This window comes from Methylotuvimicrobium buryatense, assembly GCF_005931095.1.
Lineage (GTDB): Bacteria > Pseudomonadota > Gammaproteobacteria > Methylococcales > Methylomonadaceae > Methylotuvimicrobium > Methylotuvimicrobium buryatense.
On sequence record NZ_CP035467.1, the window covers coordinates 888228 to 910612 of the forward strand.

Annotated in this window: 22 protein-coding genes and 1 pseudogene; 13 read left to right on the forward strand and 10 right to left on the reverse strand. The window is 48.5% G+C overall.

Annotated elements, in window-relative coordinates; all coding sequences use genetic code 11:
• Positions 1-13 precede the first annotated feature (13 nt).
• The 3 genes from EQU24_RS04230 to EQU24_RS04240 all read right to left on the reverse strand — a co-directional run bounded on the left by EQU24_RS04230 (position 14) and on the right by EQU24_RS04240 (position 2982).
• Positions 14-301 carry a hypothetical protein gene (locus tag EQU24_RS04230; protein ID WP_235726384.1) on the reverse strand — a complete coding sequence of 96 codons (288 nt, stop codon included), beginning with the start codon at positions 299-301 and terminating at the stop codon, positions 14-16.
• A 586-nt stretch (positions 302-887) separates the two neighbouring features.
• Positions 888-1343, reverse strand: a complete 456-nt coding sequence (locus EQU24_RS04235; protein ID WP_017840695.1) for a DUF934 domain-containing protein — start codon at positions 1341-1343, stop codon at positions 888-890.
• The gene (locus tag EQU24_RS04240) at positions 1330-2982 is read right to left on the reverse strand and encodes a nitrite/sulfite reductase (RefSeq protein WP_017840694.1); all 1653 of its coding nucleotides are present in this window, start codon (positions 2980-2982) and stop codon (positions 1330-1332) included. The genes EQU24_RS04235 and EQU24_RS04240 overlap by 14 nt, the downstream gene beginning before the upstream one ends.
• A 395-nt stretch (positions 2983-3377) precedes the next feature.
• Between EQU24_RS04240 and nhaD the strand changes: the two genes are divergently transcribed.
• The 3 genes from nhaD (at position 3378) to rpmE (ending at position 6928) form a co-directional block, all read left to right on the forward strand.
• Positions 3378-4733 (forward strand): sodium:proton antiporter NhaD, encoded by a 1356-nt coding sequence (gene nhaD, locus EQU24_RS04245; protein ID WP_138767275.1) that lies wholly within the window; start codon positions 3378-3380, stop codon positions 4731-4733.
• Between the two features lie 55 nt (positions 4734-4788).
• On the forward strand, positions 4789-6156 hold the full coding sequence (locus EQU24_RS04250; RefSeq protein ID WP_175421658.1) for an AmpG family muropeptide MFS transporter: 1368 nt from the start codon (positions 4789-4791) through the stop codon (positions 6154-6156).
• A 571-nt stretch (positions 6157-6727) separates the two neighbouring features.
• Positions 6728-6928 (forward strand): 50S ribosomal protein L31, encoded by a 201-nt coding sequence (rpmE, locus tag EQU24_RS04255; protein ID WP_083877704.1) that lies wholly within the window; start codon positions 6728-6730, stop codon positions 6926-6928.
• 559 nt (positions 6929-7487) lie between these two features.
• On the opposite strand, the gene EQU24_RS04260 is transcribed toward rpmE, so the two are convergent.
• The 3 genes from EQU24_RS04260 to EQU24_RS04270 form a co-directional block, all read right to left on the reverse strand.
• The gene (locus EQU24_RS04260; protein WP_040575632.1) at positions 7488-8468 is read right to left on the reverse strand and encodes a DUF4351 domain-containing protein; all 981 of its coding nucleotides are present in this window, start codon (positions 8466-8468) and stop codon (positions 7488-7490) included.
• A 393-nt stretch (positions 8469-8861) separates the two neighbouring features.
• On the reverse strand, positions 8862-9164 hold the full coding sequence (locus EQU24_RS04265; protein ID WP_017840690.1) for a HigA family addiction module antitoxin: 303 nt from the start codon (positions 9162-9164) through the stop codon (positions 8862-8864).
• A 13-nt stretch (positions 9165-9177) separates the two neighbouring features.
• Complete coding sequence (locus EQU24_RS04270) at positions 9178-9456, reverse strand: type II toxin-antitoxin system RelE/ParE family toxin (protein ID WP_017840689.1); 279 nt, start codon at positions 9454-9456, stop codon at positions 9178-9180.
• Positions 9457-9751: 295 nt separating this feature from the next.
• Between EQU24_RS04270 and EQU24_RS04275 the strand changes: the two genes are divergently transcribed.
• The 4 genes from EQU24_RS04275 to EQU24_RS04290 all read left to right on the forward strand — a co-directional run bounded on the left by EQU24_RS04275 (position 9752) and on the right by EQU24_RS04290 (position 13690).
• Complete coding sequence (locus EQU24_RS04275) at positions 9752-10240, forward strand: pilin (RefSeq protein ID WP_017840688.1); 489 nt, start codon at positions 9752-9754, stop codon at positions 10238-10240.
• A 373-nt stretch (positions 10241-10613) separates the two neighbouring features.
• Positions 10614-12410 carry a tetratricopeptide repeat protein gene (locus EQU24_RS04280; protein WP_186005680.1) on the forward strand — a complete coding sequence of 599 codons (1797 nt, stop codon included), beginning with the start codon at positions 10614-10616 and terminating at the stop codon, positions 12408-12410.
• Between the two features lie 595 nt (positions 12411-13005).
• Entirely contained in the window at positions 13006-13380 is a 375-nt protein-coding gene (locus tag EQU24_RS04285) for a type II toxin-antitoxin system RelE/ParE family toxin (RefSeq protein ID WP_026130165.1), read from the forward strand.
• Positions 13373-13690 (forward strand): helix-turn-helix domain-containing protein, encoded by a 318-nt coding sequence (locus tag EQU24_RS04290; RefSeq protein ID WP_017840684.1) that lies wholly within the window; start codon positions 13373-13375, stop codon positions 13688-13690. The genes EQU24_RS04285 and EQU24_RS04290 overlap by 8 nt, the downstream gene beginning before the upstream one ends.
• 460 nt (positions 13691-14150) lie before the next feature.
• Here the strand turns inward: EQU24_RS04290 and EQU24_RS04295 are convergent, their stop codons facing one another.
• Both EQU24_RS04295 and EQU24_RS04300 read right to left on the reverse strand, forming a co-directional pair.
• Positions 14151-14432, reverse strand: coding sequence for an addiction module antidote protein (locus EQU24_RS04295; protein WP_017840683.1), 282 nt, complete (start codon positions 14430-14432; stop codon positions 14151-14153).
• 100 nt (positions 14433-14532) lie between these two features.
• On the reverse strand, positions 14533-14736 hold the full coding sequence (locus tag EQU24_RS04300; RefSeq protein ID WP_017840682.1) for a type II toxin-antitoxin system RelE/ParE family toxin: 204 nt from the start codon (positions 14734-14736) through the stop codon (positions 14533-14535).
• A 248-nt stretch (positions 14737-14984) separates the two neighbouring features.
• On the opposite strand from EQU24_RS04300, the gene EQU24_RS04305 reads away from it, so the two are divergent.
• Complete coding sequence (locus tag EQU24_RS04305; RefSeq protein WP_017840681.1) at positions 14985-15875, forward strand: DUF4351 domain-containing protein; 891 nt, start codon at positions 14985-14987, stop codon at positions 15873-15875.
• Between the two features lie 793 nt (positions 15876-16668).
• On the opposite strand, the gene EQU24_RS04310 is transcribed toward EQU24_RS04305, so the two are convergent.
• On the reverse strand, positions 16669-16941 hold the full coding sequence (locus EQU24_RS04310; RefSeq protein WP_017840680.1) for a PIN domain-containing protein: 273 nt from the start codon (positions 16939-16941) through the stop codon (positions 16669-16671).
• Positions 16928-17164 (reverse strand): FitA-like ribbon-helix-helix domain-containing protein, encoded by a 237-nt coding sequence (locus EQU24_RS04315; protein WP_017840679.1) that lies wholly within the window; start codon positions 17162-17164, stop codon positions 16928-16930. Before EQU24_RS04315 ends, EQU24_RS04310 begins: the two co-directional genes overlap by 14 nt.
• Positions 17165-17500: 336 nt before the next feature.
• On the opposite strand from EQU24_RS04315, the pseudogene EQU24_RS04320 reads away from it, so the two are divergent.
• The 5 genes and pseudogenes from EQU24_RS04320 to EQU24_RS04340 form a co-directional block, all read left to right on the forward strand.
• Positions 17501-17749, forward strand: a pseudogene (locus EQU24_RS04320) (BrnT family toxin); the annotation flags it as partial.
• On the forward strand, positions 17733-18029 hold the full coding sequence (locus EQU24_RS04325; protein ID WP_138767077.1) for a BrnA antitoxin family protein: 297 nt from the start codon (positions 17733-17735) through the stop codon (positions 18027-18029). The pseudogene EQU24_RS04320 and the gene EQU24_RS04325, both read left to right, overlap by 17 nt.
• 529 nt (positions 18030-18558) lie before the next feature.
• On the forward strand, positions 18559-19116 hold the full coding sequence (locus EQU24_RS04330) for a Uma2 family endonuclease (protein WP_017840676.1): 558 nt from the start codon (positions 18559-18561) through the stop codon (positions 19114-19116).
• A 616-nt stretch (positions 19117-19732) separates the two neighbouring features.
• Positions 19733-20638 carry a glycosyltransferase family 2 protein gene (locus EQU24_RS04335; RefSeq protein ID WP_017840675.1) on the forward strand — a complete coding sequence of 302 codons (906 nt, stop codon included), beginning with the start codon at positions 19733-19735 and terminating at the stop codon, positions 20636-20638.
• Positions 20639-21109: 471 nt separating this feature from the next.
• A complete protein-coding gene (locus tag EQU24_RS04340) occupies positions 21110-22378 on the forward strand; it encodes a glycosyltransferase (RefSeq protein ID WP_235726403.1) in 1269 nt (422 codons plus the stop codon).
• The last annotated feature ends 7 nt before the right edge of the window (positions 22379-22385 follow it).

The window sequence follows — 22385 nt, forward strand, 5'->3', positions numbered from 1 at the left end:
ATATCCTGGGTTGTTAGGGTTGACTGATGCTCGAAGGTAATGTTTTTTTTGCTTCGACAAGCTGCTCTAACTGGCAATTATTCCGTTTCAGTTCCGCTATTTTTTTCAAATGACGTTTTTGTGTTTTTCTAAGCTCACGAAGCTCAGCTGCGCGCTCAGTCGCTTTGTTTTTCCATTCATCGCGGCTGTTTAGTAGTTTTGACATTTGAAGCATAGTATTTGGGGGATGGGTTAAAATAAGACCTATTTGTACCGCATACAGCGATAATTTTAAATCCACAAGCTGAGGAAATAAAATCACTGTAAAGTGAACGATTATAAACCATATAGTTGTGCTTCTTTTAGCTAAGTCATTGATTAGTCGCTTTATGAGCAAAATAAAAGCGGCTTAAGCTGTCGTTTTGGTCAAACGATTGCATCCAGAATGATTTTAAGTTATTGAATATTAATAAGGTATGTGATTTGATGCATGCGTTTCGACAGCCTAGAGCGATCCCCAGATCGCGATTTCGAAGCCGGGAGGGTTAGGTGATATCAAACGGTATCGAAGCCATATTAGCTAAACTTCCAACCCCAAAAAATCATCTACATACTGGAGATACGATATGAAAACACTGCATCCTCAATATATCGTAGATGCAAATCAAAACAAAACATTATGCTGTTGCCCAAGCTCCAGCTTGGGTAACCTATTCGGGAAGCTCTAGCTTCCCGACAATCAAGGAAGATTGAATGAGCAAGTCGGAGTTGATCGAGAATATGCGGAGGTTGTGTCGGTCACAGGAAGCTCCAGCGTTACGAGACGCTAGAGCGTCTCGGTCTTCGTTCCCACGCTGGAGCGTGGGAACGATAGGGGGAATAATTACGGGATAAGAGCTGAGAAGCGGCTAATTCACCGACGGCTGATAAGCTACCGAGAAATCGTTCAGTGCGGCCAGCGCGGCTTCCGGCTTTCTGCTTTCATCCAATTGAAAGGCATCGACGCCGGTTCTGTGCAGATAAAATATCTGATCGATCAAGTAATTACCGACCGCGCGAATTTCGCCGCGGTAATGATAGCGGTTGCGCAGCAGCCAAGCTTGACTGAACGAACGCCCGTCGCCGAACATCGCGATGTCCAATTCGACCAAAGGCATTCCGGCTAAATCGCCGGCAATGTCTTCAAGCGCATCGGTCGAGCGAATTCTGAGACCGGTTTGTCCTTCGCGCCGAGCAAAGGAGTCTTTATCGTTCAGCCAGCGAGATACGGAAACGGTAATATCGCCGGTTTGCGGGATGTCTTGGTCATCGGCGACAAATTGCCAATGGTCTTCGGTGATTTTTTTATCTTTAATGATTTGCATAAACTTGCTCTTTAAAGGGCGTAATGCCGACGCGATTAACGGTAGTCAAGAAAGACTCGTCTTCCTGTCTTTGCTTGATGTAAACATCGAGAATGTCTTGCACGGCCCGCGTGATTTGATCTTTGGCAACCGCAGGCCCCAGTCTTTCCCCGATCGCGGCTTCGTTTTCGGACGAACCTCCCAGTGTGATCTGATACCATTCCTCGCCTTTTTTATCGACGCCGAGAATCCCGATATGGCCGACGCTCTGATGCGCGCAGCCGTTCATGCAGCCCGAGATGTTGATCTTGATATCGCCGAGATCGTGCAAGTAATCGAGATCGTCCAGGGCCTGATTGATTTCGCGGGTAATGCCGATGGAACCAGCGTTGGCCAGCGAACAGAAATCGAGGCCCGGGCAGCAGATGATGTCGGTCGCTGTGCCGATATTCGGCGTGGCCAAATTGGCGGCGACGAGTTCCTGCCATAAGGTAAACAAATCCGCCTGCTTGACATCGGTAAGAATCAAATTTTGCCGGTGCGTACTGCGGACTTCGCCGAAACTGAAATGGTCGGCCAAATCGGCGACCAAGTCCAATTGCGTATCGGTAATGTCGCCGGGCGGAGTGTCGGGCGCTTTCAGCGAAATGAAGGCAGCACGATAACCGGGTACGCGATGATCGGCGGTATTCTGCCGGACCCAAGTTGCAAAAGTCGGATTGTCTTGGAGACGATCATTGAAACTGCAGTCAAGATCGGCGCCGGTTTCGTAGGCCGGCGGCGCGAACTGAGCTTTAATGAATTCAATACGCTCCTTGCTTAGCTCGAGACTACTTTTGTTCAGCTGCCATTCTTGCTCGACCAGTTCGGTGATCTTTTCGAGGCCTTCTTCTTTAACCAAAATTTTGATTCTGGCTTTGTACTTATTGTCGCGGCGCCCGAATAAGTTGTAGATACGAACGATGGCTTCCAGATAAGACAATAGATGCTTTTTTTCCAGAAACGGACGAATGACTTGCCCGATGACCGGTGTGCGACCCAGACCGCCGCCTACGAAAACTTTAAAGCCGACTTCGCCGGCATCGTTTTTAACCAAATGCAGGCCGATATCATGAAATTGCGTCGCGGCCCGATCGTGCAGCGCGCCGCTGACCGCGATCTTGAATTTGCGCGGCAAAAACGCGAATTCGGGGTGCAGCGTAGTCCATTGGCGAATAATTTCGCAGTAAGGGCGGGGGTCTTCGATTTCATCCTTGCACACGCCGGACAAGGGGTCTGTCGTGGTATTGCGCATGCAGTTGCCGCTGGTTTGAATCGCATGCATTTGAACCTCGGCCAGTTCCGCGAGAATGTCCGGGACTTCTTCGAGCTTGGGCCAATTGTATTGAATATTTTGGCGCGTCGTAAAATGACAATAACCCTTGTCGTATTTACGGGCGATTTCGGCCAATTTGCGCAATTGCCTGGACGACAGCAGGCCGTAAGGGCCGGCTACGCGCAGCATCGGCGCGTGAGTTTGAATGTACAAGCCATTCATTAAGCGAAGCGCGCGGAATTGATCGCCGTCGAGTTCTCCTTTCAGGAAGCGTTCGGTTTGGCCTCTGAATTGGGCGACACGTTCATCAATGAGCGTTTGATCGTCTTGAGTGTATTGGTACATAGTGAGGATGAGCTGTTGGAAAAGCGCCCTAGGAGGGCGAATAAGTGAGCCGGCGTAACTATTCAGTTCCCCGGTAATTATCGTTCCCACGCTCTGCGTCACTGCTATTAAGTTAAGCCGTTCGTGGTGAGCCTGTCGAACCATGGACGGCTTAACTTATCGACCCAGGCTTTTCCATTCACCCTTCGACAGGCTCAGGGCGAACGGAAAAATCCTTAACTTAATGGCAGTGACGCTGGAACGTGGGAACGATAGGGGGGTGTGAATTATTACAAACCGGCAATATTATACCGACACGGATAAAATGACAAAGTTTATTATGCGGTTATAATATCCCGCTTGAAAAATTTTAACGGTCTTTTTCCAATAATTTACTAAATCAGGGGGTTCTTTTGTTGCGGCTTATATTTGTAATACTGGCTTTGTGTCTGCCGGAGCTGGCGCTGGCGGGCGGGTTTGAAAACTTGGGGCTAACCGGTACCGAGCGAGGTATCTATACCGTATTAGTTTTCGTGATCGCGTACGGATTCGTGATGGCCGAAGAATTTACTGGATTGAAAAAATCCAAGCCGGTCATTTTTGCGGCGTGTATTATTTGGGCGCATGCCGCTATTCTAGCGACCTCGAAAGGCATTTCGGTCGAAGAGTTGCACGAAGCCTTCGAGTATAATTTGAAAGAATACGCGGCTTTAATGTTGTTCTTGCTGGTTGCGATGACTTATATCAACGCGATGGCCGAGCGTAATGTATTCGAAGCGTTGCGTTCCTGGCTGGTCAGAAAGCAATTCGGTTATCGTAAGCTGTTTTGGATTACCGGTGTGATCACGTTTTTCCTGTCGTCGGTTGCCGATAACCTGACTTCGGCCTTGTTGGTCGGCGCTGTCGTATTGGCGGTCGGTAAGAAAAACGATAAATTCATCACGATCGGTCTCATTAACCTAGTGATTGCGGCGAATGCCGGCGGCGCGTTTTGTCCGTTCGGGGATATCACGACGCTAATGGTATGGCAAGCCGGTTATGCGGAATTCTTCGACTTTTTCGCGCTGTTTATACCGTCCGTGGTCAATTACCTTGTGCCAGCCGCTTTCATGCATTTCGCGGTGCCGAACGAACAGCCTGAGGCGGTTCACGAAGCAGCGATCGAATTGAAACCGGGTGCGGTAACGGTTTGCGTATTGTTCGCATTGACCATCGTTTCGGCGGTCAGCTTCAAGCAATTCCTGCATTTGCCGCCGTTCATGGGCATGATGTTCGGACTTTCGGTCTTGATGCTCTACGGTTTTCATATCACCACGCTATACCGCAGTAACGAAGATTACGAATTCGATATCTTCAACAAAGTGCGCGATGCCGAATGGGATACCTTATTTTTCTTCTTCGGCGTCGTTTTCGCGGTAGGCGGGTTGGGTTATATAGGCTATCTCGAACTGATGTCGGTCGCGATGTACGACGGACTCGGATTTACCTCGGCCAACATACTGGTCGGTGTGATGTCGGCGATTGTCGACAATATTCCTGTGATGTTCGCGGTATTGAACATGGGCTTGGATATGGACTTGTACCAATGGTTGCTGGTTACGCTGACCGCCGGTGTGGGCGGGTCGATGCTGTCGATCGGTTCGGCGGCGGGCGTAGCGTTGATGGGGCAGTCCAATCATAAATACACCTTCTTCAGTCATCTGAAATGGACGCCGGCGATCGCCGCCGGTTATGCCGCCAGTATTTTCGCTCACTACTTGGTGAACGGCTAATCATGGCGCATCGGCTTCGCGTTGACGCTCCGCTGCTTGATTGCCGGTTGCCGGCATGACGGCTGTTAAGAGCGGATGGCGCGAAGCCTTCCTCGTCTATACCCGGCCTCGCGTGCTGGGTATGGTTTTTCTCGGCTTTTCGGCCGGTCTTCCTTTTCTATTGGTGTTTTCGACGCTGTCGGCATGGCTGCGCGATGTCGGCGTCGAATTGTCCGTTATCGGTTTTTTTAGCTGGGTCGGCGTAACGTATTCCGTCAAATTCTTTTGGGCGCCGGTGGTCGACACGTTGCCGCTACCCTGGTTGACCAAGTGTATCGGCAAGCGGCGCAGTTGGATGTTACTGGCTCAATTGGGTATTGCCGCAGGCCTAGTCGGCATGGCGAGCGCCGATGTCGAATCGCAATTGCAATGGATCGCGATATTTGCCGTTTGGGTGGCGTTTTGTTCGTCGACCCAAGATATCGTTATCGATGCTTATCGAATCGAAGCGGTCGTCGTCGAATATCAAGGCGCGATGGCGGCGATGTATGTGCTCGGGTATCGAATTGCCTTGCTAGTGGCCGGAGCCGGCGCATTTTATCTGGCCGAGTATTTCGGCTGGGCTATTGCCTATCAACTAATGGCGGCTTGCATGCTGGTCGGTGTCGTGGCCACGCTGATCATTGACGAGCCGCTCCCTAACGAAGATCAAGAAGCACGGAAATTGGCGCGAAGAGTAGAGGCGGCCTTCGGAGTGGCCGGTCCCCGAAATTGGATGGCTCGATTGGGCGCCTGGTTTTCCGATGCGGTGCTAAGCCCGTTCGTCGAGTTTTTCACGCGGAACGGCAAATTCGGCTTGATGATACTGGTGCTGATCGCGACTTATAAAATGAGCGACATCACGATGGGCGTGATGGCGAACCCGTTTTATTTGGATATCGGCTTCAGTAAAAAAGAAATTGCCGACATCAGCAAAATTTTCGGGTTTTTCATGACCATCGCCGGGGCCTCGATCGGCGGTGTATTGGTGGCCCGTTACGGCATCATGAAGCCTTTGTTGCTCGGCGCGGTGATGGCCGCAGCGACCAATTTACTGTTCGTGCTGCTCGCCGTCTCGGAGCCCAGTTTGGTTTTGCTCGCCGGCGCCGTCAGTGCCGATAATCTCAGCGGAGGTATTGCGACCGCAGTGTTCATAGCCTACTTATCGAGTATGACCAGTACGGCCTATACCGCGACCCAATACGCCTTGTTCAGTTCGCTGATGACTTTGCCTGCGAAACTTCTAGGCGGGTTTTCGGGAATAGTGGTCGAGCATTACGGTTATGAATGGTTTTTCGTCTATTCCGCATCGGTCGGATTGCCGGCAATCGTATTGGTGCTGGTGTTGATGAGGCGCTATGCGCGAGTAAATATTCAGTCCCCCTCTTTGAAAAAGAGGGATTAGGGGAGATTATTTAGATAAATCCCCCTCAATCCCCCTTTTTCAAAGGGGGAGGCAAAGTTCCAGCTTATTTCCTGATTAGCAAGATGCTTCAGCTTGTCGAAGCGAAGTGTCCAAGCAGGGACCAGTCGTAGTCGCAAAAACTAAAATATGCTGTTACCCAAGCTCCAGCTTGGGTAACCTGTTCAGGAAGCTCTAGCTTCCCGAAAATCAAGAAAAATTGAACGAGCGAGTCGGGGTTGATTGAGAATGTGCGGAGGTTGTGTCGGTCTCAGGAAGCTGGAGCTTCCGGGGTGTCTTTCCCAAGCTGGAGCTTGGGAAAGAGCGTGATGTGGGTTGGCCGTTTTTAGCTTGACGCGCATGGCTTGTGAACCCCGTCCTAAACGTTTCGCCCGTGGCCAAGGCAAATCAAAACGTTCAGGGCGGGTTAAATAACCCGCCCTTGCGTGTAGAAAGAAGCAAATGCCATAAGGGATCGATCAAAAATTGATATTGCGATTTACTTATATAAACAGTATCATACGCAGTTCATTAATAAGTACGTGGCCCACTAACGGGTAATTTGGAAGCAAACATGAAACCAGACATTCATCCAGAATACAAACAAATCACAGTCACATGTGGTTGCGGCAATACCTTCGAAACCGGGTCCGTATTGGGTAAGGATCTTCAAGTTGAGGTATGCTCCGCATGCCACCCTTTTTATACCGGTAAACAACGGGTAGTCGACACCGCAGGAAGAGTAGACAAATTCCGTAAAAAATACGGCAAATAAACCAATAGCCGAAACCGAAAATTTCTTATGCGCCGGATTGCTACAAAGGCGCAAACCTTTCCGATGTGAGTATTCCGACCCCGTTGGCAAATTACCGCAATTCAGGCGTAATTGTTGGCCTCCCCCTTTGAAAAAGGGGGATTGAGGGTATTTATTTAAAAAATCTCCCGCCTAGCAGGACGGGGTTTGCAACCCCGTTCTAAATGTTTTGACTTTGGCCGAAGTCAGCCGAAATGTTTAGGGCAAACCGAAACGTTGGGGACGGGTTAAATAACCCGTCCCGCAGAAGTGTCCGAGCAGGGGCCAGTCTTAGTCACAAAAACTACAATATGCTGTTACCCAAGCTCCAGCTTGGGTAACCTGTTCAGGAAGCTCTAGCTTCCCGACAATCAAGAAAAATTGAACGAGCGAGCGTGTCGAGGTTGATTGGGATTGTGCGGAGGTTGTGTCGGTCTCAGGAAGCTGGAGCTTCCGGTGTGTCTTTCCCAAACGGAAGAGACTGTGAAAGTATTTTCTCGCTCCACAACGACAGGACAGCCTGCCGGGTTGCATGCCTGGCTTATTGGGTAAGCCAAGCTTCCAGATCTTCGATGTTATTAAAATCCAACAGGGCGTCAGCCAGCTCTTCTAGCTCGGCTAAAGAATAAAGGCTTAATTGCGTCAAAGCGTTATCTAAGGCCGGTTCGCGGCCAAATTTGCGGCGTAATTGGCGTGTAACCAGAGCAAGGCATTCTTGTTGCCGGCCTTGTTGCACGCCTTTTTTCATGCCTTTTTGCATGCCTCTTTCAGTGGCAAGCCGTTCGACGCTGGTAACATAGGGCATTTGAGTTTCTCCTTCAATAAGTTGAATATCTTGCCATAATTGCTGTTCGAGCCAATCGGGCAAACGCATCATCCAATCCAGCACAGCGAAGAGATCCAATATTCGCTGCTTCTCCCAGCCTTGTTGGTACAGTAAACGCACTAAGGCTTGTTTGGCTCGATAGCGTGATTCCGGATCATGCTTGGTTTGCCGTGTGCGCAGGTGCGCCGCCGTGATAATCGCAAAAGGATTAGGATGTTTTTCCAGTTGTTCAAGTTCGCTTTCATACTCCAATAATTTGGCAACCGGAAAATTCAACTGGTGACTACAGCCGAGCACCTTAAAGCCATAATGATCGGGTTTCCAATGCGCATCGTTGTCGGCCAAAACCGCAAGGCTGGCGATTGGCCGCGCATAACGGTCAAATAACCGGTAATTATAAGTGAACATGCGTTGCGCAAAGGCCGGGTCTTTTTGGCCTTGGATTTCGATATGAATATAAATCCAGCTTTCCATGCCTGTCGATAAAGTCACTTGAACCAGCGCGTCGGCGTAGCGTTTGCCTAACTCGGCATCGCGCACCACTTGCCGCAGTTCGGTGTTTTTAAATTCATATCCTTTATCCCAATCGATTTGCGTTTGAGCGCTGGGAAAATAAAAGGCCATGAATTCAGGAAATGCATGTTCGAGTATGTCTTTCCAGGGGGTGTCGTAATCATCGGAATAAACTTCAGCCATGCCGGCAATTCTCGCATAGATAGATTGATAATGCGACGATTTGAATGCCTTATGCCAAGGCTTTTTTGATGGACGTAACTTTGCCATCCACCGGACTAAGCGACTTAGAAACGAAATAATGTGTGACTGAAAGATCAGCCCCCATCGCCCGATTTTCCTCGAAGTCAAATGTAAGGCCTGATCCCGATTTTTTTGTTTACGGCGCTATGGCTCGTAATCAAGAAAAAGTAACCTGACCCCTTTTGTGTGACCCCTTTTGTGGACCCCTTTTGTGGGACTCGATGATAACGCTTGTCTCAACAACATGCGTCCGATTACGCTACGCTAATCGGACCTACGCGGGCTTAATGTCAAATGTAAGGCCTGACCCTAATCCCCCTGATCCTCCTCATGTCAGTCCAACAATACTGCTCGTTGTACATTAGGGGTATAGTTGCGTCTCACTTTCCAAAGATCGTAAGCCGCTTGCTGGGCTAACCACAAATCGGCACGGCCACCATTTTCCAGGCCCAGCCAATTTTCCAGGCGCAACGCCATTTCCGGCGAAATGGCTGCTTTACCATTTAACACACGCGATAAGGCCGCACGGGTTACGCCGAGTTGCTTAGCCGCTTTAGTAACGGTTAAAGCCAATGCGGGTAAAACATCGTCCTTTAAAATTTCTCCGGGGTGGGGGGGGGTATAAATATGCGTCATCGTTGATACCTCATTAGTGATAATCCACGTAGTCAACCAGGACTACATCTTCACCTTCAAATTTAACAGTAATTCGCCAAATGCCACTTACCTTAATAGCATAATATCCGGCAAGTTCACCGGCTAAAGCGTGTAACCGCCAACCCGGCAAATTAACATCGTCAACAGATCCGGCTATATCCAGCCTTAGCAACTGGCGAGAAAGTTTCGGGGCATGGTCAGGAATAATCCCGGCTTTATTGTCTGTTTCAAAAAAAATCTTTAACCCTTTATGCTGAAATGATTTAATCATGGCTAAATCGTATAGCCAAGCGTATCACTTGTCAGCTTATGCGCAATCCTCACCGGAGTTATTAAGAAGATCAATCACAGAGCTGACAAAAATTGTCACAAACCGCCGTTTTTAGAAAGTCGTAACGAGTAGGATTTCCGGTCTAGGTGACTGAATCGAGCCGCTCGCCAAAAGGGTATTCGCCTAATGCATTGAAATGCAAAGAACTCCGCTCTAGTTCTGAAGATTGGCATGGCGAATGCTTTATTCTAGCTGAATTCAATTCGAACTTTTTACCAACACAGGGGTGGTTACCATGCAAAATTTTAAAACACAAACACAACAAGGTTTTACCTTGATCGAACTGATGATCGTGGTCGCGATCATCGGTATTTTGGCGGCGGTCGCGCTGCCGGCTTATCAAGACTACACGGTTCGGGCTAAAATGTCTGAAGTCGTTTTAGCGGGGAGCACCTGTCGAACCGCGATTACTGAAGTAGCGCAAACAAGTAGCGCATCAACTTTACCAGCCGCAAATCAATGGGGGTGTGAAACTACAGCTCAATCATCCAAATATGTTAAGTTAATTGCGACCGACAATGCTGGTAAAGTTACAATTACGGCGACTGGTTTTGGTGACGCTGATATCGATGATAAATTCTTGACTTTAGTGCCAATGAAAGACGAGACTACTCCTCTTGCGAACACTGATGTTGGAGTTCAGGTTTTCAGATGGCGCTGCGGTCTTACCACTGACGGCACTACTATCCCTTCCAAATATTTACCAGGTTCTTGCCGCGGCTAATAGGTTATTCGTAAGACGGATTGGTGCCCATTCCCACTCTTACCGGATAATGGGATCATCTATAAACCGCTCTACCTCTTTGGGTAGAGCGGTTTTTTTGTTCGGCGGCTATTTTATTTTTTTGTAGCTATATCGGCTTCGTTTGGCTATGGAATCATTCTTAGGGTTAATTCACATCCCATCGATCGACGTTTCTTGTGAATTCAAAAAAAATTCCGATAAGCTAAGTCAAAAATACTTGTAAAAATAAGACACCTCTAATCTCCTACTTTGGATTAATCCAATGAAGAAAGCCTTATCCTTTTTTTTTGTTACAGCAACAGTCTCCCCTACCAGTAACAGGGCACTGCCCATTTTGGTTCTATTAATTGCCTTGTATTCTGTTTACTCCGCGGGCTTCGGTGGTATTTTTTTCTTCGATGATCCTCCTACTTTAGACGGTTTGCTTTACGTTAAGGATTGGCCTAGCGCGCTGTTTTATATCGTTAATGGCGATGCGGGGCCGCTTGGTCGTCCGGTAGCCTTGGCCAGCTTCTTGTTGAATGCTTCCGCCTATCCCGATTTCGCCACCCCTTTTCTAATCACGAATACTTGGATTCATTTGATCAATGTCCTCTTGTTGGCGTTGATTATCCGCCGATTGCAAAAGCTATGTCCTGATTTGTTTTCTGGCGGCTATGGCTTTGCCCCATTGGCGGCGGGACTTTGGGGGATATTGCCGATATTGGCGTCGACCTCCATGATGGTCGTGCAGCGCATGACATCGCTCAGCGCGACTTTTGTGCTAATCGGGGTTTGGGTGTATCTATGGGGGCGCGCACGGCAAACGCAAACTTGGTCTGTTTGGCTGACAATTTTTGGCGTAGGGTTATGTACTGTCCTCGCGATGTTGACCAAGGAAAACGGTGTGTTGTTGCCGGTGTTTCTGGTTATCATCGAATGGATCTTATTGACCGCCGAAGAGCGGAATACGCCCATGTGGCCTCGGAATTATTTGCGAATGGCCATTGTGTTGCCGAGTGTCGTACTGGGCTTGTATATGCTATGGATTTTGCCAGGTTCTGTCCATGCCTATGGTAACCGGGCCTTTAGCTTAAGCGAGCGTTTATTCACGCAACCGGTTATCTTGTGGGATTATTTGCGACTGGCTTTTTTACCTAGACCTTTCGCGCTAGGCCCTTTCCATGACGATTATCGGATTTATCAAGCGACGGATTGGGAGGCTTGGCTGGCTGGATTGGCATGGTTGGTAGCCTTCGTCGGTGCCTTGATTTGGCGGCGGCGCTATCCTGTCGTGGCGTTTGCCGTGTTGTGGTATTTGGCGGGGCATTTCATCGAGTCCTCTTGGATTGCTTTGGAATTGTACTTCGAGCACCGTAATTATTTACCGCTCATCGGCCCGGTGTTGGCCTTGTCCTGGGGCTTTAGCCGTATGCCGCTTTCTAAGGCTTTGAAATACGGTATAGGCGGATTGTATTTTTGCTTTCTCGCATTTGTGCTTTGGCAAGTGACATCGATTTGGGGTAACCGCGAACTGGAGCTATGGGCGCGGCAACATCCCGCTTCCCCGCGCGCAGTGCAAACCATGGCGCATTCTTATGTTTCCGCAGGCCGCTTGAATGAAGCCCAAGCGATTTTGGATCGGGCGCTATCGTTAAATCCGGCGTTAAGTAGTGTCGCCATGCAAGGTTTAAGATTGCGTTGTATGCGCGGCGATGCCGAAGGGGTGGCGTCGCATTTGGCGATGATGCGGACGACATTGGCAAACAGTCATTTTAGTTATTTGGCTTTATTTTCATTGGACGCCATTCGCAAGCTTCATGAACAGGGTGCTTGCCCTTTTTTACGAACAGAAGATTTGCATCAAATCAGCAAGCAGTTGTTAGCGAATCCCAAATTTTCCAGAGCCCGCACTCAAGCCGCATTATGGTTACTTCAAGCGCGTTTATTTCTGTATGAGCAACAACATGATTTGGCCATTGAGTTGTTACAAAAGGCCTTTCATCGATCCCCCGACCAGGAAGTGTTAGTTTTGTTATATACGCAACTGCTTCAGCAAGGACGGAACGCCGATGCTCGTGAATTATTGCATCTAGCCATCGACAAGGCCCCTAAAAATCCAATACTCAGACAACAATGGATTGCTGTTGTTGAGCAATTGGAATCATAGCCGCGTTTCCCGTTCTCATGCTCCAGTTTATCGCTCGTTCCCAAGCTCTTTGCTTGGGAATGCAGTCCGAGAAAAAAGGGGTCGAAAAAAGGAAAAAAGGGGTCAGGTTACTTTTTTTCGGTTACAGGAAAGTTAATGAGCGAAAAAAGGGGTCAGGTTACTTTTTTTCGGTTACAGGAAAGTTAATGGGTGTACATTAGCTTGTCGTAATCGATAAGCCAAGCCAATCCATTAAGCAAATTTGGGCTTTTTTTCGAATTCTCTGTCTTGCGAATCAATCTCTTCAGTTTGTTATTGAACCGTAAGTTAATAAGCGAGTTATTTCCATTTATTCAATAAAAGGATTTAACACTCGAACACCAGCATAAATAACTGGGGTCAGGTACACATTATTTATGATTCCCATAATTACACCTTTTATGTTACATCAGCCAAGAGGCTAGAGGTATTTAGTGGCGGCACTCGGGGCAGAGTAAGAGCATTCCGATAGCTATGGTCCAAGCAGCAAGCAGACGATGGAGTTAGGGGGATAATTTTGTTTTAATGTGTCATGCTTAGTGTGATACCATGAGCTCACTAAATGGAGTGCTTTGGTTTGAGAGTTTTTAAAAATGCCTGGTTTGAGCGGTTTGCCCGCAAAGAAAAAATCTCAGCCGAAGCACTTTGGGGTGCGGTGGAGCGTGCCGAACAAGGTCAGATCGATGCCGATCTGGGTGGTGGCGTAATCAAGCAGCGGATTGCACGTCCAGGTGTCGGCAAGTCCAAGGGATACCGCAGCATTGTGTTGTACCGCAAGGAGGACAAAGCTTTCTTCGTTTTTGGATTCCCTAAGAGCGAGCAGGGTAACATCCGCGAGGATGAAGAGATCCAGTTCAAGAAGATGGCTAAGCAGGTTCTTGCACTCACCGATGAGCATTTGCAACGGCTCATCGAAAACGGTCAGTTTGAGGAGGTCGTGAAAGATGCCTAAGAAATACCGCAGCGATGCCTTTGCCGCCATCCATGAGACGATGGAGGCTTTGCACGAAATTGGCGCCGTCGATAAGCAGACGATGCGTGAATTTGATGAGGCGTGTCTGACGCCGATTCACGTACTGACACCGGAAGAGATCAAAGAGATCCGTTTGCGTGAGCACATCTCGCAACCGGTGTTTGCACGCTACCTCAATGTTTCCAAGAATCTAGTTTCTGACTGGGAGCGTGGTGTAAAAAAGCCTGGTGGACCGGCTTTGCGGCTGCTCACCGTTATCCAGAAAAAAGGGCTGATGGCGATTGCGTGATCACGTTAACCGCGTACCGCGTAGAGCGATATTGGGGGCAGGCCTTGAATTTGACACTAAAATGTAGAGAAGGGGGCATTGCCATTAAGTTAAGCCGTTCGTGGTGAGCCTGTCGAACCATGGGCGGCTTAACTTATCGTCCCAGGATTTTTCCATTCACCCTTCGACAGGCTCAGGGCGAACGGAAAAATCCTTAACTTAATGGCAGTGAGAGAAGGGGGGGGTAGGTCTTAATTAAGCATTTTTCAGAGAAGAAAAAGAGCTTTTAGGTCTTTTAATAGGTACTGGTTTCGTTTTATGTATGTGGGAGCGCCGACCTAGGCGCGATAAGCGGAGCCGGAAGCGCTTATCTATCTGCAACGTTCGCGGCTGGGTAGTCGCTCCTACAAACTGACCATCCCGCTGATGAATAACTTAGCTGCTTGGCTTTAGCTGAAGCAATCCCGCTAATCAGGATAGATTAAGTTACCGCTTGAATCCTAATATTCAGTGCCTTGATAATTCGGTTAATGGTGCTCCATTTCGGTTGTGTTTTCCCGGATAGCGTTTTATATAAACTTTCTCGATTCAGCCCTGTTTTTTCAGCCAAATCTGCTATGCCGCGCGCTTTAGCCAAATACCCTAACGCAATCCCCAAAACGCGCGGATCGTCATCCATAAGTGCTTGAGTTAAATACTCGGTAATCTCCTCATCACTTTGCAAATAATCAAACGGATTATAAAGCTGGATTTCAGTTTTCATCACAAACTCCTGAAGCTGGTTACGAAGATTTTTTGCCTTTTCAATATCCCGTTATTGCGACGACTTATTGCCACCGCATAACAGCAAAATAATTTCGGCGTCACGAAATCGTAAAATACACGCGATAGCCTTGCCCCACAAAAACACGCATCTCGATCACGCCGTCACCAACTGCCTTAACTTCGCCAAACAACCCAATTTTAGCGCGGTTAATGCGCTGCAAAATAGCCAAAGCGGCCTTACGATCTGTGAGATTTTTAAGCCACTTGTCAAAGTTGGAGGTGGTCTGTATTTCGTAATTCATAGGCTTACAGTAGCCTATAGACTACGATATGACAAGCCGCAGATTCCGGGGTCAGGCCTTACATTTGACATTTTCATGCCGGCGATGACGGTTTTGCAAGAAGACGTGCCGAAGTGAGAGTGTTTACGCATGATTTTGTCGATAATCGGGCGGGTTGGCGTTTGTATCATGCGCTCGTCTCAAAAAAAAATTAGCCTACAGTTTATGTATAATAACGTTCACTGGAGCGAGGAAACGAGACCTGAACCATGCACGATCAAAACTTTAAAAATCTGATTCTCGACTACCCCGTGCAAGCCTTGCAGTTTTTTGCCGCCGATGAAGCGCCCGACGACTTGCCGCAAGCGCGCATCATTCCATTTCGTCAGGAGCAGCTGAAAGAACGGCTCGGCGACCGCTTTCATGAGCTGGATACGCCGCTACTGGTCGAATGGCTCGATGGACGGCGCGAAGTGGTTTTGTTTCTTCTGGAAGAAGAAACCGAAGCCCGGCGGTTTTCGATTTATCGATTGGCGCATTATTGTCTGGATTTAGCCGAGTTGGCGCAAACCGACAGGGTGGTTCCCATTGTGATTTTTCTGGATCGAGGACGTCACCCTTACGAATTGCATTTAGGCGGCGAGCGGCATAATTATCTGAGATTTCGCTATATCGCTTGTGAGCTGAAGAACCTTTCCGCGGATGCTTACCGCGACAGTGATAATATCGTCGCGCGTTTGAACTTACCGAATATGCGCTATGCCAAAGGTCAAAAATTGGACATCTACCACGATGCGCAATTGGGCTTGGCGCTACTGGAACAAGACCCGAATAAGCAACTAAAATACGTCGACTTTGTCGATTATTACGCGGATTTGACCGACGCGGAAATCGCAACCTATCGTAATGACTATTTACCTGAAGCGGAGGATCGTATGGGATTGGCACAGATATTAAGAGAAGAAGGCCGAAAAGAAGGTCGAAAAGAAGGGCGGCAAGAGGGCGAAACACAGACATTGACCAAGCAGTTACAACTGAAATTCGGCGAACTTCCAGCTTGGGCGGAAGAAAAAATCAATCACGCCGATAAGACTCAGTTGGATCAATGGGTGGAGCGTATCTTGTTTGTCGATACGTTGGAGCAGTTATTTAAGCCGTAGCTCGTGGGATTAAGAAATAACTGAGAAATAACTGGGGTCGAATAACTGGGGTCAGGTACACATTATTTATGATTACCATAATTACCTTTTATGTTACATCAACCAAGAGGCTAGAGGTATTTAGTGGCGGCACTCGAAAAAAAGGAAAAAAAGGGGTCCCAAAAAAAGGGGTCAGGTTACTTTTTTCGCTCGTTCCCAAGCTCTTTGCTTGGAAATGCAGTATGAGGACAAAAAGGGGTCAGAATACTTTTTGTCGGTTACAGGAAAGTTAATGGGCGTACATTAGCTTGTCGTAATCGATAAGCCAAGCCAATCCAATCCCTTAAGCAAATTTGGGCTTTTTTTCGAATTCTCTGTCTTGCGAATCAATCTCTTCAGTTGTGAGTATTCAGTTCCCCGGCCATTCTCATTCCCACGCAGAGCGTCACTGCCATTAAGTTAAGCCGTTCGTGGTGAGTCTGTCGAACCATGGACGGCTTAACTTATCGACCCAGGATTTTTCCATTCACCCTTCGACAGGCTCAGGGCGAACGGAAAAATCCTTAACTTAATGGCAGTGACGCAGAGCGTGGGAACGATAGGGGGATGTGAATAATTACCTTCAGTTTCTTATTGAACCGTAAGTTAATAAGCGAGTTATTTCCATTTATTCAATAAAAGGATTTAACACTCGAACACCAGTATTTTCGAAGTCTTTGGTGTTTCTAGTAACAATGACTAGCCCATAGATTATCCCGGTAGCTGCAATCAATTTATCTAAGGCATGTTCGTGCCTAGGAACGCGTAATTTTCCTCAAAGCATAGCAATTTCGCTATCAATGGCTAGGATGTTGTCTTGATATTGATCGAGGATGCTATTGAGCCAGTTTTCCAACAGTTTGCCTTGTGTTTCGTCGCCACGGTGGAAAATCAAATCGACGCCTCTGCGCAATTCGCCAATCGTAATGGCGGAAATGTAAATGGGGACATTCTCCTGAATGACTTTATCGAAAAATTCTTGCACACCGGAATTAGCTTTATAGCCTTTTCTAAGCTCGCTGATGATGTTGGTATCAATCAAATACATTGGATTCGCTAGTATCGTCATTGATGCGCTGAAAATCCGTATCCGTGCCAACAGTAGGTATGTTGGCTAAAGCTTCAGCAAAGCTTTTACGTTGAGGTTTCATCAGGACTTCAGCCAAAATGGCTCGATGCTCGGCTTCAGTAGAGCGATGGTGTTTAACCGCTCTTTCTTTCAACGCATTTATGATTGAATCATCAAGGTTTCTAACGACTAGACTTGGCATGATGGCTTCCTTGTAAGGTGAGTGATATCAATGATAGCATTGTCGCTCGTTCCCAAGTTCTTTGCTTGGGAATGCAGTCCGAGAAGCTCTAGCTTCTCGAAACTGAATTGTCTTTATGCACAATTACCTAGCAGGACGGGGTTTGCAACCCCGTCCTAAACGTTTTGACTTTGGCCGAAGTTAGCCGAAATGTTTAGGGCAAACCGAAACGTTGGGGACGGGTTAAATAACCCGTCCCGCAGAAGTGGCTACGACTGGCCACTGCTCGGACAATTGGCTTCAGCAAGCTGAAGCATCTTGCTAATCAGGATGAAGATTGAATAGGATTCCGACAAAGCTGCCGCTAATCCCTTAAATTATGAGGGCGTAACTTTTGAAGAAGCCAAGCATGTATTGTCAGACCCATACGCGCTGACATGTGAAGATGTCGATGCTGCCGACGAGCAGCGTTTTGTATCGCTGGGCATGGGTGGGAAAGATCGTATTTTAGTCGTGGTGTGGACGTTACGAGGTGACTGTGTGCGCCTGATTTCCGCATGGAAAGCCAACCAACCGCAGAAGAAACGCTATGAACAACAATTCTGATCCAATGTACGAGCGCTATACTGATATGGACTTTGCCGACGCCAAGCCGGTTTCGCAGGTTCCTGCCTTGGCCAAACTACAGGCCCAACATGGCAACAAGATGCGCATCACCATGCGAGTGGATAGCGAGACGCTGGCAATTTTTAAAGCGCGTGCGGAAATGAGCGGCGGCAGTTATCAAACGTTAATGAATGAAGCTCTCAAACAGTTTGCCCATGGTTTGACTTTATCCGACATGGTGCGAGAGACAATCAAGCAAGAATTGCATAAGTCGATTTGAGCCCGCAGGACGAAGAAAGCCGGGGTCAAGTCTTTGATTTGTGATTTTTAATATCACGCTCCCAATCCCCAGCTTCAGCAAGGCGCGGTTTGTAACCCCGTCATAATCGTTTCGACCGCGGCCAAAGCAAGCCGATATGTTTGATGCAAACCGAAACGTTGAGGACGGGTTAAATAAACCCGTCTCGCTGGGGCGCTCGCAAGTGACCCAACCCAATGCCGAGTAATGACGTTATGCTATACTCGCGACGATGCGCAGATTCCATGGTCAGGCCTTACATTTGACATATCTTGTTCCCAATCCCTAGCTTCAGCAAGGCGCGGTTTGTAACCCCGTCATAATCGTTTCGACCGCGGCCAAAGCAAGCCGATGTGTTTGATGCAAACCGAAACGTTGGGGACGGGTTAAATAACCCGTCCCGCCGGGAATTGCTGCAACCCAATGCCGAATCATGCCGTTATGCTATACTCGCGACGATGAAACCAGTTAGACGCCAATTGATTGTGTCAATTGGAAAAGTGAGGCATACATGGCAAACACCGCGCTTAAATTACCCAGTTATGACGATATTCTGGCTTTGCCCGAAAATTTGGTCGGTGAGATCATCAATGGACGTTTGGAAGTGCAGCCGAGGCCCGCGCCGAAGCATGCTTTGACTTGTTCATCGTTGGGTATTGAAATTGGTTCACTATTTCATGGTAGACATGGTGGTTCTACCGGTTGGTGGATACTTGACGAGCCGGAATTGCACATCGGCGGTCATGTTTTGGTACCGGATCTCGCGGGATGGCGTAAACAACGCATGCCGCAACTGCCGGAGACGGCGTGGTTTGAAATCGTGCCCGATTGGGTCTGCGAGGTTTTATCGCCCGCAACCGCCAAAATCGATCGCAGCGAAAAAATGCCGATTTATGCGGGTCTGGGTGTGTTCTATTGTTGGTTGGTCGATCCGATGTTGCATACGCTCGAAACGTATCGCTTACAAGAAGGTCATTGGCTGTTGCAGCAGAGTTTGAAGGATGACGATCAAGTCAGCGCCGATCCATTTGCCGAGCATTCATTTAGTTTGAGTCATTTGTGGGAATAAGGAAAAGCAGGACGGGGTTTGTAGCCCCGTCATAAACGTTGCGCCCGTGGTCAAAGCAAGCCGATATGTTTGAGCCAAACCGAAACGTTGAGGACGGGTTACATAACCCGTCCCGCTCGAGTCAATGCCATTACTAAAGGTAACCCGTCATTCCGCCATGGACTGGCGGAATCCAGTGCCATGGATGGCAAGCTTTTAAGTACATTAGAGCCTGAATGCAAGAATTACTTTTTTTTATGACGGCTTAACTTAATGGTGTTGACGCTCCCGTGGGAATGCATGCGGAGCTAAGCGATGGGCAAAAGCCGTTACCAAATCATTCATCCTTCTGCGGGACGGGTTATTTAACCCGTCCCGCAGAAGTGTCTACGACTGGTCACTGCTCGGACAGTTGGCTTCGGCAAGCTGAAGCATCTTGCTAATCAGGAAAAATTAAATATTTTCATATGAATTCGGTAAAATGAGGCTTTGTCGACCAACCGGAACATCGGCGGCATTCCGGTACCAGAGATTATGTGGAACAAGTAGGACTATTGACGGTGACTCGGTATGGGTAAGTACGGTATGCATTTTCACGCTGGAGCGTGGGAGCGATTAATACTAACGGTGATTCGGTATGGATAAGTTGAGCATGCATTCCTATGCTGTAAAGATGGAGCGAGTCAATTCTATCAGCGTCGTTTTGCCGGCAAAAAACGAAGCGCACAACATTACACGGGTACTACGACGATTGAAGCACTTATTACCCCATGCCGAAATTATCGTCGTTAATGACGGCTCTACCGACAACACCGCTAAATTGGCAGCCAAAGCCGGCGCCAAGGTAATCAGCCATCCTTACAGTCAAGGCAATGGCGCGTCGATTAAAACCGGCGCCAGAAACGCCGGCGGCGATATCTTGGTATTCATGGATGCGGATGGTCAGCATGATCCGGAAGACATCCCCGCTTTACTGGCTAAGCTTGATGCCGGTTACGACATGGCAGTCGGTGCACGACATGTAAGAACGCATGCGTCTTGGCTGCGGCGTTTCGCAAACGCGTTTTATAACAAGTTGGCGTCGGTTATGACCGGGTATCGGATTGAAGATTTGACCTCGGGGTTTCGTGCGGTTAAAGCCGATAAGTTTCGGCGATTTTTATATTTATTACCTAACGGCTTTTCCTATCCGACCACCAGTACCATGGCTTTTTTCCGCTCCGGTTTTCCGGTGGCCTATGTGCCGATTCACGCCGGCAAACGCGAGGGCAGAAGCCATATCAAATTATTGCGGGACGGCATTCGGTTTTTTGTCATTATTATGAAGATCGGTGCGCTGTTTTCGCCGATGCGTTTGTTTTTGCCGTTAAGTTTCTTGGTTTTTATGACGGGAGCGTCTTATTATGCATACACATACTCTACCAGCGGCCGGTTTACCAATATGAGTGCGGTATTGTTTTTGGCCTCGTTGTTCATTTTTTTGATTGGAATTCTGTCCGAGCAGGTCTCTTCTTTGCATTACCGCCATGCGGAAAAGGATTGAGGCACAGATTTCAGGCAAACCGTGTTTCTCGTATTCGTTATCCAGTACCTCCTTGTTCCCACAGAGGGCCGCTCGCCGTTATACACAAGTATATAAAGTATACCTATCGTGCAAAAAGCGGGCGACCTGGCACTAGCTTGACTTGTCGTTCGGCAAGGTTGTAGGTAGGGTGTCACTGCCATTAAGTTAAGGATTTTTCCGTTCGCCCTGAGCCTGTCGAAGGGTGAATGGAAAAATCCTGGGTCGATAAGTTAAGCCGTTAATGAATAAGTAATGCTGGCATTCAGGCTCGAAGGTGCTTCAAAAGCCTGCCATCCATGGCACTGGATTCCGCCAGTCCATGGCGGAATGACGGGTTTCCCTTAACTTAATGACAGTGAACGCTAGGTGAGGGAAAACCAAGAGCGTTAGGTAGCAATAAATGGTATTGAGGTCGCATTAGCTAAGATGGCAAGACGGTATCTACGATTTATGAATAACGATGAGCGCTCCAGCATGGGAATGCCCCCCCATGCTGGAGCCTGCAAGCGAGTCAAAGTGTTGTGGTTAACGTCGAGTTATCCGCGTTTTGCCGACGACAGTGCGTCGATATTCCTACGCGGCCTGGCGCAAGCGATTACCCGGCAAGGTTTTGATCTGCACATTGTTTCGCCCGATGACGCGACTGTCGATCCCACGTTTGAACAACAGCTGATGAGGCATCACCGGTTTGTTTATTTTTGGCCCAAGAGCGGACAGCAATTGGCCTATGGTTCCGGCATATTGCCTAATATGCGCGCACGGCCTTATTTATTGTTACAAGTCCCTTTCTTTGTCGCAGCGGCATTTTTTAAGACCTGGCGCGTGATAAGGCATAACAAACCGGATTTACTGCACGCGCATTGGCTTTTTCCTCAAGGACTGGTTGCCGTGGCGCTGGCTCGATTCCACCGCATACCGGTAATCGTGACTGCTCATGGCGGCGATGCCTTCGCCTTGCAAGGTTCGGTATTGAGCCAACTTAAACAATGGACCGTCAAACATTGCTCGGCCTGGACCAGCAATACCCGGGCTACGGCTAATACGCTCGGCAAGGATGGCAAAGCGCCGGTGATCATTCCGATGGGTATCGATTACCCGGCTTTCAATTCCGGAAATCCCCGCCTACATCGAGCGGCGCTAAATTCCGATACCTTGGTTTTGCTGTTCGTCGGCCGGTTGGTTGAAAAAAAAGGCGTGGCCGATTTAATTCGCGCAGTGCACTTGTTGCCGGACGATTTAAAACATAAAAGCGAGCTTTGGATAATCGGCGACGGCACCGACCGCGATTCGCTCGAAGCATTGGCGTGCCGGTATGGGTTGTCCGACAGGGTTAAATTTCACGGCCGCATTCCTAATCAAGATTTAACGGACTATTACGCCGCAGCCGATATATTCATCGCGCCGTCTGTCGTCGACGGCAAAGGAGACACCGAAGGGCAGGGCGTTATTTTGTTGGAGGCAATGGCGAGCGGAACGGCTGTAATTAGCACGAAAACCGGCGGTATTAGCGAAGTGATCACGCATCTCAAAACCGGCCTGTTAATTTCCCCCGAGCAACCGGAGGAGCTTAAAGCGGCGATCGAGCGACTCATGGTCAATTCGGACTTACGGCAGGCTTTGGCAACGGCCGGGCAAAGCCGGGCGCAACTCTACGATTGGTCTATTATAGGCGAGCGGTTTTCGGCGCTGTATCGGCAATTGACCGGCAGTCTCCGATAAATGTCCG